This window comes from Enterobacter sp. MGH119 (assembly GCF_001037675.1).
GTDB classification, from domain to species: domain Bacteria; phylum Pseudomonadota; class Gammaproteobacteria; order Enterobacterales; family Enterobacteriaceae; genus Enterobacter; species Enterobacter hormaechei_C.
Genome location: NZ_KQ089929.1, coordinates 108,126 through 125,049 on the forward strand (window position 1 = coordinate 108,126; position 16,924 = coordinate 125,049).

At 57.0% G+C, this 16,924-nt stretch carries 14 protein-coding genes; 5 read left to right on the forward strand and 9 right to left on the reverse strand.

Annotated elements, in window-relative coordinates; genetic code table 11:
* Nucleotides 1-2: 2 nt before the first annotated feature.
* The 4 genes from ppx to purM all read right to left on the reverse strand — a co-directional run bounded on the left by ppx (nt 3) and on the right by purM (nt 5,509).
* Nucleotides 3-1,541: an exopolyphosphatase gene (ppx, locus tag SK53_RS00485; RefSeq protein ID WP_032609813.1), complete on the reverse strand. Its 1,539-nt coding sequence runs from the start codon at nt 1,539-1,541 to the stop codon at nt 3-5.
* A 3-nt stretch (nt 1,542-1,544) separates the two neighbouring features.
* Nucleotides 1,545-3,605 (reverse strand): polyphosphate kinase 1, encoded by a 2,061-nt coding sequence (gene ppk1, locus SK53_RS00490; protein WP_003860568.1) that lies wholly within the window; start codon nt 3,603-3,605, stop codon nt 1,545-1,547.
* Between the two features lie 228 nt (nt 3,606-3,833).
* Nucleotides 3,834-4,475 (reverse strand): phosphoribosylglycinamide formyltransferase, encoded by a 642-nt coding sequence (gene purN, locus SK53_RS00495; protein WP_048208257.1) that lies wholly within the window; start codon nt 4,473-4,475, stop codon nt 3,834-3,836.
* Nucleotides 4,472-5,509, reverse strand: coding sequence for a phosphoribosylformylglycinamidine cyclo-ligase (purM, locus tag SK53_RS00500; protein WP_003860563.1), 1,038 nt, complete (start codon nt 5,507-5,509; stop codon nt 4,472-4,474). The genes purN and purM overlap by 4 nt, the downstream gene beginning before the upstream one ends.
* 266 nt (nt 5,510-5,775) lie before the next feature.
* Here purM and SK53_RS00505 point away from each other — a divergent pair, with 266 nt between their 5' ends.
* The 4 genes from SK53_RS00505 to SK53_RS00520 all read left to right on the forward strand — a co-directional run bounded on the left by SK53_RS00505 (nt 5,776) and on the right by SK53_RS00520 (nt 10,220).
* Complete coding sequence (locus SK53_RS00505; protein ID WP_003860562.1) at nt 5,776-7,206, forward strand: 6-phospho-beta-glucosidase; 1,431 nt, start codon at nt 5,776-5,778, stop codon at nt 7,204-7,206.
* A gap of 217 nt (nt 7,207-7,423) precedes the next feature.
* Nucleotides 7,424-8,050 carry a uracil phosphoribosyltransferase gene (gene upp / locus SK53_RS00510; RefSeq protein ID WP_003860560.1) on the forward strand — a complete coding sequence of 209 codons (627 nt, stop codon included), beginning with the start codon at nt 7,424-7,426 and terminating at the stop codon, nt 8,048-8,050.
* 82 nt (nt 8,051-8,132) lie between these two features.
* Nucleotides 8,133-9,422, forward strand: a complete 1,290-nt coding sequence (gene uraA, locus SK53_RS00515) for a uracil permease (RefSeq protein ID WP_048208260.1) — start codon at nt 8,133-8,135, stop codon at nt 9,420-9,422.
* A 96-nt stretch (nt 9,423-9,518) separates the two neighbouring features.
* Nucleotides 9,519-10,220, forward strand: coding sequence for a DnaA inactivator Hda (locus SK53_RS00520; RefSeq protein WP_214598356.1), 702 nt, complete (start codon nt 9,519-9,521; stop codon nt 10,218-10,220).
* An 86-nt stretch (nt 10,221-10,306) separates the two neighbouring features.
* Here the strand turns inward: SK53_RS00520 and SK53_RS00525 are convergent, their stop codons facing one another.
* The 3 genes from SK53_RS00525 to celB are packed head-to-tail and all read right to left on the reverse strand — an operon-like array spanning nt 10,307 to nt 14,004.
* Nucleotides 10,307-11,725: a leucyl aminopeptidase family protein gene (locus SK53_RS00525; RefSeq protein ID WP_048208263.1), complete on the reverse strand. Its 1,419-nt coding sequence runs from the start codon at nt 11,723-11,725 to the stop codon at nt 10,307-10,309.
* The gene (locus SK53_RS00530) at nt 11,725-12,681 is read right to left on the reverse strand and encodes a N(4)-(beta-N-acetylglucosaminyl)-L-asparaginase (RefSeq protein ID WP_015572193.1); all 957 of its coding nucleotides are present in this window, start codon (nt 12,679-12,681) and stop codon (nt 11,725-11,727) included. The genes SK53_RS00525 and SK53_RS00530 overlap by 1 nt, the downstream gene beginning before the upstream one ends.
* A gap of 3 nt (nt 12,682-12,684) precedes the next feature.
* Complete coding sequence (gene celB / locus SK53_RS00535; RefSeq protein ID WP_023325032.1) at nt 12,685-14,004, reverse strand: PTS cellobiose transporter subunit IIC; 1,320 nt, start codon at nt 14,002-14,004, stop codon at nt 12,685-12,687.
* A gap of 147 nt (nt 14,005-14,151) precedes the next feature.
* On the opposite strand from celB, the gene SK53_RS00540 reads away from it, so the two are divergent.
* The gene (locus tag SK53_RS00540; protein ID WP_003860550.1) at nt 14,152-14,976 is read left to right on the forward strand and encodes a hypothetical protein; all 825 of its coding nucleotides are present in this window, start codon (nt 14,152-14,154) and stop codon (nt 14,974-14,976) included.
* Here the strand turns inward: SK53_RS00540 and arsC are convergent.
* Together arsC and bepA are read right to left on the reverse strand one after the other, a co-directional pair.
* Nucleotides 14,973-15,329 carry an arsenate reductase (glutaredoxin) gene (arsC, locus tag SK53_RS00545; protein WP_003860549.1) on the reverse strand — a complete coding sequence of 119 codons (357 nt, stop codon included), beginning with the start codon at nt 15,327-15,329 and terminating at the stop codon, nt 14,973-14,975. The two genes, SK53_RS00540 and arsC, sit on opposite strands and share 4 nt — an antisense overlap.
* A gap of 13 nt (nt 15,330-15,342) precedes the next feature.
* Entirely contained in the window at nt 15,343-16,806 is a 1,464-nt protein-coding gene (bepA, locus tag SK53_RS00550; RefSeq protein ID WP_003860547.1) for a beta-barrel assembly-enhancing protease, read from the reverse strand.
* Between the last annotated feature and the right edge of the window lie 118 nt (nt 16,807-16,924).

Sequence of the window (16,924 nt, forward strand, 5' to 3'; positions counted from 1 at the left end):
CGTTACGCTGCCGCCTCAGAACTCTCTTCTTCAATCTTCAACAGCCAGCCGGTGACCGCTTCCCAGTACTGCTGCTCTTTTTCCAGATCCAGCAGTACCAGCGCGTTCTGGCTGAACCAGTCGTGCGGGAAGCTCAGCGTCCAGTGATAGTCATCCGTTTTTAGCTTCAGCGTCGGCGGCGTGGTGGTCGCCTGTCGCTGATTATTGAGCAATACGCCCAGGCGCAACAGCTGAATGAGCGGCAGGAACTGCTTTTTCTTAAACAACGTAAAGCGCGGCAGATCGTCGAGCTTGATGGCTTTGCGGTGATAGCGGACCAGCGTCGCCATCATGGTTTGCTGCTCCTGGTTGAAGCCAGGCAGATCGCTGTTTTGCAGAATATAGGCTGAATGGCGATGCATTCCGCTGTGGTTAATGTTCAGCCCCACCTCGTGCAGCATGGCGGCCCATTTTAACAGTGCGGCCAGCTGCGGATGCGCCAGCTTAGGATTTTGCTCCTCCCACTGCTCGTACATCTGCACCGTGGTTTCGAGAACGCGCTTCGCCTGTTCACGGTCGATGTTGTACTGGTTGGCCAGGCTCTGCGCGGTACGGCTGCGAATATCCTGATGACGGAAACGTCCTTCCATCTCATACAGCACGCCTTCACGCAGGGCGCCGTCAGAGAGGCGCAGTTCTTTGATCGCCAGCGCGTCAAACACGCCGCAGAGGATCGCCAGCCCCGGTACGAACACGGCTTTACGTTCGTCGGACAGACCCGGCAAACTCAGGGCGTCGAAGCTCTTATGCTTAAGCACCTCTTCGGTGAGTCTCACCAGGCGCTCAGGCGTAATAAACCCGTCTTTTTCACCCATCGCCAGCAGCACTTCATGGGCCGCTTTAATCGACCCCGATGCGCCCAGCGCCACGTTCCAGCCCTGAATACGGTATTGCCAGGCCAGATTTTCCAGTTTTTGTACGGCGGCCATGCGCGCGCGCTGGAAGTTTTCGCGGGTGATGACGCCGCCCGGGAAATACATCTGCGCGAAGCTGACGCAGCCCATACGGCGGCTTTCCACCAGACGCGGCTCGAAGTCTTCGCCAATCACCAGTTCCGTGGAGCCACCGCCGATATCAATCACCAGCTTGCGGCCTTTTTCCGGCTGCGTATGCTCCACGCCCATAAAAATCAGGCGCGCTTCTTCGTTACCGGAGATGATCTCAATCGGGTAGGGGATAACCTTTTCCGCGCGCTTAAGAAATTCCGGCGCGTTCAGCGCCTGGCGTAGCGTATGCGTTCCAACGATGCAGACGCTGGACGGTGAAAAGCCTTGCAGACGTTCTGCGAACAGCGACAGGCAGTTCAGCCCGCGCTCCATAGCCTCTTCGCTCAGCATGTTACGCGCGTCGAGACCATCGGCCAGATGCACACGCTGCTTCAGACGACCGATGATCTGCATCGCGCCATCCACCTCGCGGGCGATGACCATATGGAAACTGTTTGAGCCAAGATCGACCGCAGCGAACTCCTGCGGGCGTGGGGTATTATCGTTTATTGGCATAGGTTAATCGGGTTGCTCAAGTGATTTAATGTAATCGTAAATCGCCAGCTGCGAGCGCACTTTACGGCGATTGCCGCGCGGTACATAGCGATTACTGAGTTCTTTATCGATATAACGTGCTTTCACCGTATCGCTGAACAGGATCTCGATAATGTCCAGGATACGCTGCTTCAGGCGAGGATCCAGCAGCGGTGCCGCCACTTCAATACGGTAATCAATGTTACGCGTCATCCAGTCGGCGGACGAGAGGTATACGCGCTTATCACCGGCGTTATCGAAAATATAGACGCGATCGTGTTCAAGATAGCGATCCACAATGCTGATCACGCGGATGTTATCGCTAATGCCTTCCAGTTCCGGAATGAGCGAGCACATGCCGCGAATGAGCAGATTTACCGGAACGCCAGAACTGGAGGCCGCGTACAGGCGGTCCACCAGGCCTTTGTCCACCAGATTGTTGAGCTTCAGCGTAATGCCGGACGACAAGCCGTTCTGCGCATTGGCAATCTCTTTGTCGATCATATCGTACAGCAGGCGCCGTGAGTTCTGCGGTGACACCAGCAGATAATCGAAGCTCACCGGGCGGTACGGGTTCTCAATGAAGTTGAACACCCGACGCACTTCGTTGGTGATGCGGGCATCGGCAGTCAGCAGCGAATAGTCGGTGTAGATTCTCGCGGTTTTCTCGTTAAAGTTCCCGGTACCGATATGGGCGTAGCGCACCACCTCGTCACCCTCTTTACGGGAGATCAGGAACAACTTGGCGTGAATTTTCAGCCCCGGCGCGGAGAAGATGACGTGCACGCCCGCTTCCGTCAGTCGGCGCGCCCAGTGGATGTTGGCCTCTTCGTCGAAGCGAGCCTGGAGCTCAACTACCACGGTCACTTTCTTGCCGTTGTGCGCCGCGTGGATCATCGCATCGATGATGCGGGAATCTTTCGCCACGCGATAAATATTGATTTTAATCGCCAGCACGTTCGGATCGAATGAGGCCTGACGCAGCAATTCCAGCACGTGCTCAAAGGTATGATACGGATAGTAGAGCAGTACATCCCGTTCGCGGATGGCGTCGAACCCGTTGCGGAACTTATCGAACCAGATATGGCGCAGGCGCGGCAGCGGTTTGTTCACCAGATTGGCTTTGCCGACGTTCGGGAAGCCAATGAAATCTTTAAAGTTGTGGTAACGCCCGCCGGGAATAATGGAGTCGTAGCGGGAGATGGTCAGCTTATCGCGCAGCATCTCCACCATTGCGTCCGGCATATCACGCTGATAGACAAACCGCACTGGCTCCGCCGTCAGGCGCTGCTTGAGGCTGGAAGACATCAGCTCCATCAGGCTGGCCTCCATCTCATGCACCAGATCGTACTCGGCGTCACGGGTCATCTTCATCGAGTAGGCGTTGAGCGCGTCGTAATCGAAGAAGCCTTTGAAGATATCGTCCAGGCAGTAGCGCAGGATGTTATCCAGCAGGATCATCGGCTTACGTCGGCGCGGGGTTTCCGGCGGCAGGTTTACAAAGCGTGGGACTTTATCAGACGGTATTTCCAGCAGCGCGTAGTTAATGGTCTCACCACGAATGATTTCTACCGCCAGATAGGTGTAGTCATCTTTCAGGAACTGCACCAGATCGGTTTCACGGTTGATCAGAATCGGGGTGATATGCTGGCGCAGATAATGTTTAAAATAGTGGCGCAGCCAGTTTTGCTGATTCGCGGAGAGCTGGCGTTCGTTGATCAGGAAGATTTGGTTGCGTGCCATTTCCAGCAGCAGCTCGTTATAGAGGCCATCAAATTCCTGATCGGCTTTCATGACGCGAGACTGGATTTTTCCAAGCAGATGTCGCGAGTGGGAGTTTAAGCCCTGTTCTTCGCTGATGATGATTCGGCGTTTCAGTTCGGCGAAGCGAACCTTGTAGAACTCATCCAGATTGTTGGAATAGATGCCTAAAAAACGCATACGTTCAATCAGCGGGTTGGTTTTATCGGCCGCTTCCTGAAGTACACGTTCGTTGAATGCTAACCAGCTTAGCTCTTTCTCGATGTATAACTTTTCCTGACCCATTACAGCTCACACTCCAGTTCAATCACAGGACGTGGTAAATCCGTCTCGTCCTTATTATGGCGAGCATTTCCACGATATGTCCAACAGTGCCAGAAAAGTATGACAGTTATTTTTTTATTGGGGAATTTAGAGGGTTGGGGGAGGGGATGTCGGGTGGCGCTGCGCTTACCACGACCTACGGGACCGTAGGCCCGTGCAAGCGAAGCGCCGCCGGGCAATTCAAACAGACTACTCTTCGGCAGCATAACCCTGCGGGGGCAACTTCACTCCGTCCAGCCAGGCTGCGCCGTCGCGCATCTCAAGACGGCCGTCAACAAACCAGCTTACCACCAGCGGATAAATGGCGTGTTCCTGAGCCTGTACACGTTCGGTCACGTCGTCTTCGTTGTCACCGTCAAGGACCGGTACTTTTGCCTGCAAAATGACCGGACCGCCGTCCAGCTCGTCGGTAACGAAATGCACGGAGGTACCATGCTCCTCATCGCCGTTCTCCAGCACCTGACGATGGGTGTGCAGACCGGGGTATTTTGGTAGCAGGGAAGGGTGGATATTGAGCAGTCGTCCGGCGTAGTGTGCAACAAAAGCCGGGCTCAGGATGCGCATGTAGCCTGCCAGCACCACCACGTCAGGCGCGTAGGCGTCAATCTCCTGCACCAGCTCACGGTCAAAGGCTTCACGCCCGGCGAACTGGCTGGCTTCCAGCGCGTGCGCAGGAATGTTCGCTTCCCGCGCGCGCTCAAGGCCGAATGCATCGGCCTTGTTGCTGAATACTGCCCGAATGGTGCCATTGATTTTCTTCTGTTTGCAGGCGTCTATGATTGCCTGCAAATTGCTTCCGTTGCCGGAAATGAGCACCACGATGTTTTTCATTCAATGACCACACGCTGTTCGGAATCGGAAGCTTTAATCGTACCGATTTTCCACGCGTTTTCACCTTTTTCTGTCAGCAGCTTAATCGCTTTATCCGCTTCGCTGGCGGGCAGGGCGATAACCATGCCCACGCCGCAGTTAAAGGTGCGGTACATTTCATGCTCGCTCACGTTGCCTGCGGTTTGCAGCCAGTTGAAGACGGACGGCCACTGCCATGAGGAGGCGTCGATCACCGCCTGGGTATTATCCGGCAGCACGCGCGGAATGTTTTCCCAGAAGCCGCCGCCGGTAAGGTGAGCGATGGCGTGCACGTCAACGTTCTCAATCAGCTCCAGCACGTTTTTCACGTAGATGCGGGTCGGGGCCAGCAGGTGATCGGCCAGCGGTTTGCCGTCCAGCTCGGTGGTCAGCGGGTCGCAACCGCTCACTTCGAGGATCTTACGCACCAGAGAGTAGCCGTTGGAGTGCGGACCGCTGGAGGCCAGCGCAACCAGCACATCGCCGTCAGCCACTTTGCTGCCGTCGATAATTTCTGATTTTTCTACCACGCCGACGCAGAAGCCTGCGACGTCATAATCTTCACCGTGATACATGCCAGGCATTTCTGCGGTTTCACCGCCGACCAGCGCACAGCCGGATTGCAGGCAGCCTTCGGCGATACCGTTAATGACGCTGGCTGCGGTATCCACGTCCAGCTTGCCGGTCGCGTAGTAATCCAGGAAGAACAGCGGCTCAGCGCCCTGTACCACCAGGTCGTTGACGCACATCGCCACCAGATCGATACCAATCGTATCGTGACGCTTAAGATCCATCGCCAGGCGCAGTTTTGTACCGACACCATCCGTACCCGAGACCAGCACAGGTTCACGATATTTTTGCGGCAGCGCGCACAGTGCGCCGAATCCACCCAGGCCACCCATCACTTCCGGGCGGCGGGTTTTTTTCACCACACCTTTGATTCGGTCAACCAGCGCATTACCTGCGTCAATATCAACACCGGCATCTTTGTAGCTGAGAGAAGTTTTGTTGGTCACGGCTTAAATCCCCACGCGATTGCATAGCTAGTAAGAAAAATCGGCGCAATTCTAACAGTCCAGGCAAACGTTTGCGAGCCTATTCTCGGCGTGGGGATCTTTTTTTCTGTGCGGCCTGTACAGGGCAACAAACTTGACTCTGTTCACGAAAATGAAACCGGTTTCGGCGATCTGCTTGCAACGGCAATCCCCTTTGCACATCATCAAACTGAAACCGGTTTCTGTAACTGTTTTTGCAGAAAATAACGCAGAATGAGGGATAGCGAATGTCAGGATTTAAAGCAGGTTTTCTGTGGGGTGGGGCCGTTGCGGCGCACCAGCTTGAAGGCGGCTGGAAAGAGGGCGGCAAGGGCGTGAGCGTTGCCGATGTCATGACGGCAGGTGCCCATGGGGTACCGCGTGAAATCACCAACGGCGTGATGGAGGGGAAAAATTACCCAAACCACGAAGCCATCGACTTCTATCACCGCTATAAAGAAGACATCAAACTCTTTGCCGAAATGGGGTTCAAATGCTTTCGCACCTCCATCGCCTGGACGCGTATCTTCCCGAAAGGCGACGAGCTGGAGCCGAACGAAGCGGGACTCCAATTCTATGACGATCTGTTCGACGAGTGCCTGAAGCACGGCATCGAGCCGGTGATCACGCTTTCCCACTTCGAGATGCCTTTCCACCTGGTGACGGAATACGGCGGCTGGCGCAACCGTAAGCTGATCGACTTCTTTGTCCGCTTCGCGAAGGTCGTTTTTGAGCGCTACCAGCATAAAGTGAAGTACTGGATGACCTTTAACGAGATCAACAACCAGGCCAACTTCCACGAAGACTTTGCGCCGTTTACCAACTCCGGGCTGAAATATGCGCCGGGAGAAGATCGCGAGCCGGTGATGTTCCAGGCGGCGCACTATGAGCTGGTGGCCAGTGCTCTGGCGGTGAAGGCGGGGCGCGAGATCAACCCGTCACTGCAAATCGGCTGCATGATTGCCATGTGCCCCATCTATCCGCTGACCTGTGCCCCGGACGACATGATGATGGCGATGAACGCCATGCATCGCCGCTACTGGTTCACCGACGTTCACGTGCGCGGCAAGTATCCGCAGCATCTGCTCAACTACTTTGAACGTCGCGGCTTCGCGCTGGATATTACCGAAGAAGATAAAGTGGCGCTGACGCAGGGCTGCGTGGATTACATCGGGTTCAGCTACTACATGTCTTTCGCTACCAAAGCGACGGCGGATAATCCGACGCTGGATTACGACGAGAGCAAGAGCCTGGTTTCTAACCCGTACGTGCAGAAATCGGACTGGGGCTGGCAGATCGATCCTGTCGGGCTGCGCTACTCCCTGAACTGGTTCTGGGATCACTATCAGCTGCCGCTGTTTATTGTGGAAAACGGTTTTGGCGCGATCGACGTGCAGGAGAGCGACGGCACGGTGAACGACCAGTACCGCATCGACTACCTTTCCGCCCACATCCGCGAGATGAAAAAAGCGGTGGTGGAAGACGGCGTGGATCTGATGGGCTACACGCCGTGGGGCTGTATCGACCTGGTCTCTGCCGGCACCGGCGAGATGAAGAAACGCTACGGCTTTATCTTTGTCGATAAAGATAACGAAGGTAACGGTACGCTGAACCGCAGCAAGAAGAAATCGTTCGACTGGTATAAGCAGGTGATTGCCAGCAACGGAGAGCAGCTATAATTGCCCGGTGGCGCTGCGCTTACCGGGCCTACGGGATGTCCAGGCCGGGTAAGCGTTAGCGCCACCCGGCAGAATCCCGCCCCCAAGTCGGAGCCTCGCCTCCGGCTTTTTTGTTTTTGATTGATGTATGTCAAGCAAGATGGGTATGGCGCAATCCGAAAAAAGCGGTATAATCCCGCGATTTTTTTTGCGGATGCCACCTCAGAGGAGAAAGAGAATGAAGATTGTGGAAGTGAAACACCCACTCGTTAAACACAAGTTGGGCCTGATGCGTGAGCATGACATCAGCACGAAGCGTTTTCGCGAACTGGCTTCTGAAGTGGGTAGCCTGCTGACCTACGAAGCGACCTCTGATCTGGAAACGGAAAAAGTGACCATCGAAGGCTGGAACGGCCCGGTACAGGTTGAGCAGATCAAAGGTAAAAAAATTACCGTGGTGCCAATCCTGCGTGCGGGTCTGGGCATGATGGAAGGCGTGCTGGAGCACGTCCCAAGCGCGCGTATCAGCGTGGTGGGTATCTACCGTAACGAAGAGACGCTTGAGCCGGTCCCGTACTTCCAGAAGCTGGTCTCTAACATCGATGAGCGTATGGCGCTGGTGGTTGACCCGATGCTCGCGACCGGCGGTTCGATGATCGCCACCATCGACCTGCTGAAAAAAGCGGGATGCAGCAGCATCAAAGTGCTGGTACTGGTTGCGGCGCCGGAAGGTATCGCGGCGCTGGAAAAAGCGCACCCGGACGTTGAACTCTATACCGCGTCTGTCGACCAGGGACTGAACGAGCACGGGTACATCATCCCGGGGCTCGGCGATGCCGGCGATAAGATTTTTGGTACTAAATAATCGAATAACGATAAAGAAGCCGACTTTGATAGTCGGCTTTTTTTTGAATAAAAACCAACAATGACACTCAGAGGAAAACACTATGATGCGCCGTGCTATCGGGGTGAGTGAAAGACCGCCGCTTTTACAGACAATCCCGCTTAGTTTGCAGCACCTGTTCGCCATGTTTGGCGCAACCGTGCTGGTGCCAATCCTGTTTCACATTAACCCGGCTACCGTGCTGCTGTTTAACGGCATCGGTACGCTGCTTTACCTCTTCATCTGTAAAGGCAAAATCCCGGCCTATCTCGGGTCGAGCTTCGCGTTTATCTCCCCGGTACTGCTGTTGCTGCCGCTGGGTTATGAGGTCGCGCTGGGCGGCTTCATCATGTGCGGCGTGCTGTTCTGCCTGGTCTCCTTCATCGTGAAGAAAGCCGGTACCGGCTGGCTGGACGTGATGTTCCCGCCTGCGGCAATGGGGGCCATCGTTGCCGTCATCGGCCTGGAGCTGGCGGGTGTCGCGGCGAACATGGCTGGGCTGCTGCCTGCGGACGGTCAGTCACCGGATTCTAAAACCATTATTATTTCGCTGGTGACGCTGGGCGTGACGGTATTCGGTTCCGTCCTCTTCCGCGGCTTTATGGCAATTATCCCAATCCTGATCGGCGTGCTGGCGGGTTACGCGCTCTCCTTCGTGATGGGCGTTGTGGATACCACCCCGATTGCCGAGGCGCACTGGTTCGCGCTGCCAACCTTCTACACCCCGCGCTTTGAATGGTTCGCCATTTTCACCATTCTTCCTGCTGCGCTGGTGGTGATTGCTGAGCACGTCGGCCATCTGGTGGTGACGGCGAACATCGTGAAGCGCGACCTGATCCGCGACCCGGGCCTGCATCGCTCCATGTTTGCCAACGGTTTCTCCACCATCATCTCTGGTTTCTTCGGCTCCACGCCAAACACGACTTACGGTGAGAATATCGGCGTAATGGCGATCACCCGCGTCTACAGCACCTGGGTTATCGGCGGCGCGGCGATCATCGCCATTCTGCTCTCCTGCGTTGGTAAACTGGCGGCAGCGATCCAGATTATCCCGGTGCCGGTGATGGGCGGCGTTTCTCTGCTGCTGTACGGGGTGATCGGTGCCTCCGGTATTCGCGTGCTGATTGAATCCAAAGTGGATTACAGCAAGGCGCAGAACCTGATCCTGACCTCCGTTATCCTGATTATCGGCGTGAGCGGCGCGAAGGTGCACATCGGCGCGGCAGAGCTGAAGGGTATGGCGCTGGCGACCATCGTCGGCGTCGGCCTGAGCCTGATTTTCAAGCTGATCTCGGTGATCCGCCCGGAAGAGGTGGTGCTGGACGCGGACGACAGCGAAAAAGCGCCACATTGATCGTCATGCCGGGCGAAGGATCGCCCGGTTCTCTCCTTGCAGGTTCCGTGTTAAACTCCATTCCGATTTTATGTAAGATCTCTGGTTGAGGTATTTCTGAACGGACCGGCACAGCTCTCTCTGCCACTTTATCTCCCTGACGATGAAACTTTCGCGAGTTTCTGGCCGGGTGATAACCCCTCTTTACTGGCTGCACTGCAAAACGTGCTGCGCCAGGAACACAGCGGATACATCTATATCTGGTCACGCGAAGGCGCGGGACGCAGCCACCTGCTGCATGCCGCCTGTGCGGAGCTTTCGGCGCGCGGTGACGCGGTAGGCTATGTGCCGCTGGATAAACGCACCTGGTTTGTGCCTGAGGTGCTGGAGGGCATGGAACATCTCTCCCTGGTCTGCATCGATAATATCGAATGCGTGGCGGGGGACGAACCGTGGGAAATGGCGATCTTTAACCTCTACAACCGCATTCTGGAGTCGGGCAAAACCCGGCTGCTGATCACCGGCGATCGTCCGCCGCGCCAGCTCAGTCTGGGGCTGCCGGATCTGGCGTCTCGTCTGGATTGGGGGCAAATCTACAAGCTGCAACCGCTGTCGGATGAAGACAAACTCCAGGCACTTCAGTTGCGCGCCAGACTGCGTGGATTTGAACTGCCGGAAGACGTTGGGCGCTTCCTGCTCAAGCGTCTGGATCGGGAGATGCGCACGCTGTTTGATACGCTCGATCAGCTTGACCGCGCCTCCATTACCGCCCAGCGCAAGCTGACCATTCCGTTTGTGAAAGATATTCTTAAGCTTTGAGCTTTTTGCCCGGTGGCGCTGCGCTTACCGGGCCTACGAAAACCCGTCATACCTTGCAGGCCGGGTAAGGCGCAATCGCCACCCGGCTAAAGATCCCCGAACAAGTGCCCCACCAGCAGCGGAATCGGTCTTCCCGATGCCACGCTTCTGCCGTTCTCACGCCACAGCGCCGTCCCGCTGATATCCAGATGCGCCCACGGAATGGTCGGGGGGCAGAAGTGGTGCAGCAGCCACGCCGCCGACGCGCTGATCGCCGCGTTGTTGGTCGGCGTGTTGCACAGATCGGCAATCGCGCTGTCGGTTTGCTTTCTCAGCCTCGCATCCAGCGGCAGGGACCACACCTCGTCGCCGCTCCGTTTGCCCGCGAGCGTCAGTGCCTGACGCAACGGCTCATCCTGGGTCATCAGCCCGCTCAGCTCATACCCCAGCGCTTTCACCACCGCTCCGGTTAAGGTCGCCATATCAATGATATAGTGCGCCTGCGGATGGCGCTGACTCGCCCAGGCGATAGCGTCTGCCAGCACCAGCCGGCCCTCGGCATCAGTATTGTTGATTTCCACCGTAATGCCGTTGCAGGCCATCGCCACCGTGCCGGGCTGCATGGCGTCGGGGCCGATGGCGTTTTCCGCCAGCGCCAGCACGCCCATGATGCGCACGGGTAATTTCAGCTCCGCAACGGTCAGCATCAGCCCGAGCACGTTAGCCGCGCCGCACATGTCATATTTCATGGTGTACATGCCCGCGCCTTCCTTCAGCCACAGGCCGCCGGTGTCAAAGGTAATGCCTTTTCCCACGTAGCAGCGCACCGGGCCATCAGACACGCCGTTATAGTGAATAGCCAGCAGGCACGGCGGGCAGGTCGCCCCTTTGCCGACGGCGTGCAGTAGCCCCAGCCCCTGCTCAACAATTTGCTTTTCATCCAACACCTCGCAGCGCAGGGCAGGGCTGGCGGCACACAGTTTTTGCGCCTCTTCCACCACAAACTGCGGCGTACAGCGGTCGGACGGCATATCCGCCAGGCGTCGCGCCGCGATCATGCCGAGCGCAATGGCCTGCTGCTGGCGGAAGGTCGTCTCCAGCTTCGCCTGCTGTTCCGGCAGGCAGAGGGCAGTGATGCAGGTAAGACGCAGCGCTTCGTCCGTCTTCTTCAGCTTCAGGTCACTGAGCCTGTGCGCCTGATTAAAGAGAAAACGCAGTACCTGCGCCAGCACCACATCGTCGATATCCGTCACGTCCAGCACGAGTTCGGCGCTGGCGGGGGCGGTAAGCAGCGGTCGCAGGGCCGTGATCAACCCTTCGGTCAGGGCGTCATGCCAGAGCGCATCCGGCAACAGAGTGATGCGGGCAAACGGCGCGCAGCCAAAGCGCGCGTCCGCGACGGTGCTCTGCTGGCGCATTTCAGCGATAAGAGCGCTATCCGGTAACAGGGAACTGTCAGCGCGCGCAATCAAATGGCTCTGCGGCTTCGCGTCTGAAAGCGCGTTGATAAACTGGTATGTGATCATCATGACTCCTCAATCGGTGCGCGGATCCGCGCGGCATAGGCCTGCATCCACTCCTCATCTACCGCGTGATAGTGCGTTTTCTCCCGCAGGCGTTCAGTACGGAAAACGGTGAGGGGCTGGCGAGCCGTCGCCACCACAAACGAGAAGGTTTTGATGTTGGTTGCGGCGCCAAATTCTCCTTTGCTGTTCATGCACACCACGGAGAGATCGCCCGCGCGACCGAAGCGCGACATCAGCTTGTCTTCCAGTTCGAACACCACCGAATCCGCCGCCTGCTGCGGCGTCATCCCTTGCGCCATCCGGCGAACGATTTCGTAGCTGGTACAGCCCTTCATCAGATCTTCACCGACGCCCGTGGCGGTGGCCGCGCCGGTTTCGCTGTCGCAGTAAAAGCCGGAGCCGATGATGGGTGAGTCACCGAGGCGACCGCGTTTTTTCATAAACAGGCCGCTGGTGGAAGTGGCGACGCTCATCGAGCCCTGTTTATCGAGGCCGATGATGCCGACGGTGTCATGTCCGTCGTAGGGGCTTAACCCCTTATCCAGCGTTTCGCGGCAGCGCTTACGGTAGTGTTGCATGGCGCGATCCGTGAGCATGGTTTTATCGGCAAAGCCCTGGCTCAGCGCCCATTCGCGCGCGCCCTGGCCGACCAGCAGGCTGTTATAGCGCTGGCGGCTGAGCGCGTGCGCCACGCGCACTGGGTTGGCGATATCCACCAGATTCCCCACGGCACCGAACGCCAGCGTGTCGCCGTCCATATAGGCCGCGTCCAGCTCCACCTCGCCGTTCTCTGTCGGCAGCCCGCCGTAGCCGACGGATTTATAAAACGGAAAGTCCTCGACGGCGGCGACGGCATCCACTACCGCCGCAGCGACAGGTTTGCCCGCAGCCAGGGCAGACGCGGATTCCGTTACCCCTTCAAGCGCCATTCGCCAGGTTGCGATAATTCCCCACATGCTTTACTCCTGTTTTGCAAGGGTGGTGTCGGTTTGCGTAACGCTGGCTATTTCCGCCGCGCGGTACTGTTTATCTAGGATACGCATGAAAGGCAGGTACAGCATGGCGCCAATCAGCAGGTTGATCAGCTGCATCACGCTGCCGCTCAGGTGCCCGGTGACGATAAAGCCGCTAATAACCGGCGGCAGCGTCCAGGGGATAAATACCCCGGTGGTGACGGCGACCGCACCAATTTTCATCGCCGCATACTGCACGGTGACCAGCACCAGCGGCACCAGATTGAACGGGATGAGCATGATCGGGTTCATGATCACCGGCAGGCCAAACAGGATCGGTTCGTTGATGTTAAACACCGAGGCACCCGCACCGAGGCGCGCCACTTCGCGCATGTTTTTGCTGCGGGCGAAAATCAGCATCGCAATCACCAGCGACAGCGTGGCGCCCGCGCCGCCCATCCAGATCATGTCAAAAAACTGTTCGGTGATGATGTGCGGCGGCGTCGTTCCCGCCTGAATCGCGGCGATGTTGTCGGTCTGGTTCTCCATCCACAGCGGACGAATAATCCCGTTGATCATCGAACCTGAGTTAATGCCCACTGACCACAGAATGGTGATGCTGAATACGGTCATCAGCGCCCCGAAATAAGAGGTGCCGTAGTGGCGCACCGGGGTGGCAACCACTTCATAAATAAACTGGTGGATGGTGTGGTAGTGGGTGTTTTCAAAGATGATGCGGATAAGCAGCACCAGAATCATCACCAGCAGGGCCGGGATCAGGGCCGCGAACGACTCCTGCACCGCAGGAGGCACGCCGTCCGGCATTTTGATGACCAGCTTTTTGCGCTTCAGCCAGCAGAACAGTTCCGTCCACAGCAGGGAACCGATCATCGCCACGAACAGCCCTTTGCTGCCAATCCACTCCACCGGCATCACGGTAATGCCGCCGTTTTCCGCCACTTTGATAAAGGGCGTCAGGATCAGAAACGCGACCAGCGCCAGGATGCCGCAGGAGATGCGGTCCTCGCCATAATGCTCAGCCAGGCGGTAGGCCACCAGGAAGCTGATAAACAGCGACATGGTTGAGAACACCGCGTTAAACGGGATCTCTATAATCGCACTCCAGCTCTCACCAAAGGCCTGAGACATAAACTGCTGATAGGCCTGATTCGGGAAGGAGGAGATCACCAGCAGGATGGAGCCGACGATGATAAACGGCATGAATGAAACGTAGGCCCCACGAATGGCCCCAAGATGACGCTGCTGGGCCGTTTTCGCCGCCAGCGGCATCAGTTTTGCTTCAAGAAATCCCAGAACATTGTTCATTGTGAACTCCGTACAAGATTGAGAGGTGTTGTTTATGTTATGTCTGTGGATTATCAGTGAAGCGCGGCGAGCGAAAGGTGAAATCGGTCACAAAGCATTCGCTGCTCTGATATAAATCTCATAAGATTAGTTGCGGAGAGAGACGCGATGGAAATCAAACTGCATGCCAACGCCACCACCACACCGCGTATCCGTCGTTATCTTCAGCAGTCAGATAAAAGCGACAGAGAGCTTGCCGTTGAGTTGGGTATCTCGGTCACCACCGTCAGGCGCTGGCGCAACCGCGACCAGGTTTCGGATAACCACACCACGCCAAAAGTGATACATAAAGCGTTGAGACAAGAGCAGGCAGCACTAATAAATGCTCTGCGTGATATCACCGGTGCACCGCTGGATGAACTGCTGCTGCTGGTGAATGACGGACTCGGGATCGCCGTTTCCCGCGCGACCCTGAACCGCTACCTCAAACCGGCTTCGGTAAGACAAAAGGGGGCGTCGTTGCAGGGCAAAAAGGCGCTGAAGGCCGGTATCATGCCGCAGAAGCTACTTCTGCATCATCAGCCGCTATCGCTGCATATGGACGACGGTGGGGAGCAACACCTGCTCTGGGCGCGTGAACCCGTTAGCGGCTGGTGCTACGCCCGGCTTTATGCCGGTGTCTCGCCGCAGTTGCTGACCCGCTGGACGAACGAGGTGCTGGCTGCCTGTCCGGCTGATATTCAATCTGTTGAGACTTTTGGGCTGGCAGTGAACTTGCCGGAGCATAACGTCACCGTAAAAGTGCATTCACAGTATTATCTTGCCCTTCAGGCCACCGTGCCGTTACGTGAGATCATTCCGCGGGTGAACAGTGAACCGGCGGGAGCGCTGTTGATCCAACTGTGTGAGTTTTACAACCGGGGAAAAGCGCAGAAAAAGCTGGGAGAGCGTACGCCGCAGGCGTTTCTGGAAGCGCTGCGGCGTAACGATTAGACGATCCCGAGCACGTCTTCCGGTGGACGGCCTATACGCGCCTTGCCGTTCGCCACGACAATCGGGCGCTCAATCAGCTTAGGATTGTCGACCATCGCCTGAATCAGCCGATCTTCAGTGAGACTGGTATCGTTCAGATTAAGCGACTTATACAGATCTTCTTTCTGACGCATCAGGTCGCGTGCGCTGCCCATGTTAAGCATCTTCAGCAGCTGGCGGATCGTCTGCGCATCCGGCGGCGTCTCCAGATACAACACCACTTCCGGATCGATGCCGTTAGACTTCAGCAGATTCAGCGTCTCGCGGCTCTTGGAGCAGCGAGGGTTATGGTAAATTTTTACCGCGTCTGTCATGACTTCTCCTTTATTACATCTTCTCGTACGGCTTAAAGCGTTGTTGCAGGCCGCGCAGCTGGTCGATTCGCGCATCGTAGCGGGCCTGTTGCAGGCTGCCAAGCTTCACCTGTGAGCTGGCGCTGCTCAACAGGGAAATGGCCTGATCGAGGCGACCCGCCAGCGCCAGGCCTTCCGCACGCGCGGCCAGCTCCTGATCGCGGTTACCCAGTTGCCCCTGGGCCTGGGCGAGCAGTTCCCAGCCGTTCTGGTCATCTTTATTGTTAAAGGTGTAGCGGTTCAGAATGGTCACCGCCTCGCCGGGCTGGCCGCCCTGTAGGTAGGCGTTCGCCAGGTTAAGCTGCAATACCGGATTGTTGCGAATGTCTTTCGCCCCTTTCAGACGATTGATCGCATCGGTCGCTTTTTTCTGCCCCAGATCGATATCGGTGGCGAGGTCAAGATACCATGGATTGTCAGGCGCCGACGCCAGCAGCGGCTGTAGCGCTTTACGCGCTTCATCGTACTTGCTGGCCTCCATCGCCTGGAGCGCCTGACCATACTGCGCCGCGTTTTTCTCGCGCACGTTGCCTTTCGCCAGCGCGTCCAGCAGATCGCTGGTGAGCTGATTACGTCCGGAGTTGTACATGCCAAGCGTTCTCACTTTGGCCATGTAGAAATCCTGCGAAGACTGCACCACGACCGGACGCATCTGGTTGGCACGGTTACGGGCATCCGAGAGTCGGCTTTCCGGCAGCGGGTGGGTCAACAGAATTTCAGGCGGGCGCGACGAGTAGCGTGCCTGGTCGAGCAGTTTTTCCAGGAAGCTCGGCATGGCCTGCGGGTCAAAGCCGGAACGCTGTAAAACCTGAATGCCGATGCGGTCTGCTTCCTGCTCGTTCTGCTGGGTAAAGCTGATCATCCCCTGACGCGTCCCCGCCAGCGTCCCGGTAAGCGCCGCCATCCCGGCCTGCGGGCTGGCCATCGCCAGCAAAATGGAACCCAGCGCGCCCACCCAGGTCAGGGGGGCGTTACGCTTCTGATCTTCCATCGCACGCGCCAGATGGCGCTGGGTGACGTGCGAAATTTCGTGCGCCATGACGGACGCCAGCTGGCTTTCGTTATCGGAATAACGGAACAGCGCCGAATGCAGCACCACGTTCCCGCCAAAGAAGGCGAAGGCGTTGATTTCGTCGTTATTGATTAAATAGAAATGGAAGGGCGTTTTTACCGAGTCGGCGTGCGCCACCAGCCGCATCCCCAGACCGTTGATGTACTGCACCAGCAAAGGGTCGTTAATCAGCGGAGCACTGCCGCGCAGCTGGCGTACGTAATAATCACCCATCTGCATCTCCTGCCCGATGGAGAGCGTGCTTCCTGCCGTGGTGCCCATGTCCGGCAATGAATCGGACGAGTCAGCGAAAGCGGGCAACACCTGACCCACCGTCACGGCGGCAATCAGTGTCGCAACCAGTGTTTTTCTCAACTGCCTGAACATAACCACTGTCCTGTATTTTGGATGTGCTAATTTGACCGATGAACCCGCATAACGTTCATCTCCGCTGCTCTGCGAGTGTAGCCGTGTTAAGAGATGAAGAAAATCCCATTCATCAGGG

Coding starts and splice junctions, on each gene's coding strand:
- SK53_RS00505 (WP_003860562.1), top strand. CDS start 5,776: ATGTCAGGATTTAAAGCAGGTTTTCTGTGGGGTGGGGCCGTTGCGGCG.
- celB (WP_023325032.1), bottom strand. CDS start 14,004: ATGAACAATGTTCTGGGATTTCTTGAAGCAAAACTGATGCCGCTGGCG.
- ppk1 (WP_003860568.1), bottom strand. CDS start 3,605: ATGGGTCAGGAAAAGTTATACATCGAGAAAGAGCTAAGCTGGTTAGCA.
- SK53_RS00540 (WP_003860550.1), top strand. CDS start 14,152: ATGGAAATCAAACTGCATGCCAACGCCACCACCACACCGCGTATCCGT.
- ppx (WP_032609813.1), bottom strand. CDS start 1,541: ATGCCAATAAACGATAATACCCCACGCCCGCAGGAGTTCGCTGCGGTC.
- uraA (WP_048208260.1), top strand. CDS start 8,133: ATGATGCGCCGTGCTATCGGGGTGAGTGAAAGACCGCCGCTTTTACAG.
- SK53_RS00525 (WP_048208263.1), bottom strand. CDS start 11,725: ATGATCACATACCAGTTTATCAACGCGCTTTCAGACGCGAAGCCGCAG.
- arsC (WP_003860549.1), bottom strand. CDS start 15,329: ATGACAGACGCGGTAAAAATTTACCATAACCCTCGCTGCTCCAAGAGC.
- purN (WP_048208257.1), bottom strand. CDS start 4,475: ATGAAAAACATCGTGGTGCTCATTTCCGGCAACGGAAGCAATTTGCAG.
- upp (WP_003860560.1), top strand. CDS start 7,424: ATGAAGATTGTGGAAGTGAAACACCCACTCGTTAAACACAAGTTGGGC.
- bepA (WP_003860547.1), bottom strand. CDS start 16,806: ATGTTCAGGCAGTTGAGAAAAACACTGGTTGCGACACTGATTGCCGCC.
- SK53_RS00530 (WP_015572193.1), bottom strand. CDS start 12,681: ATGTGGGGAATTATCGCAACCTGGCGAATGGCGCTTGAAGGGGTAACG.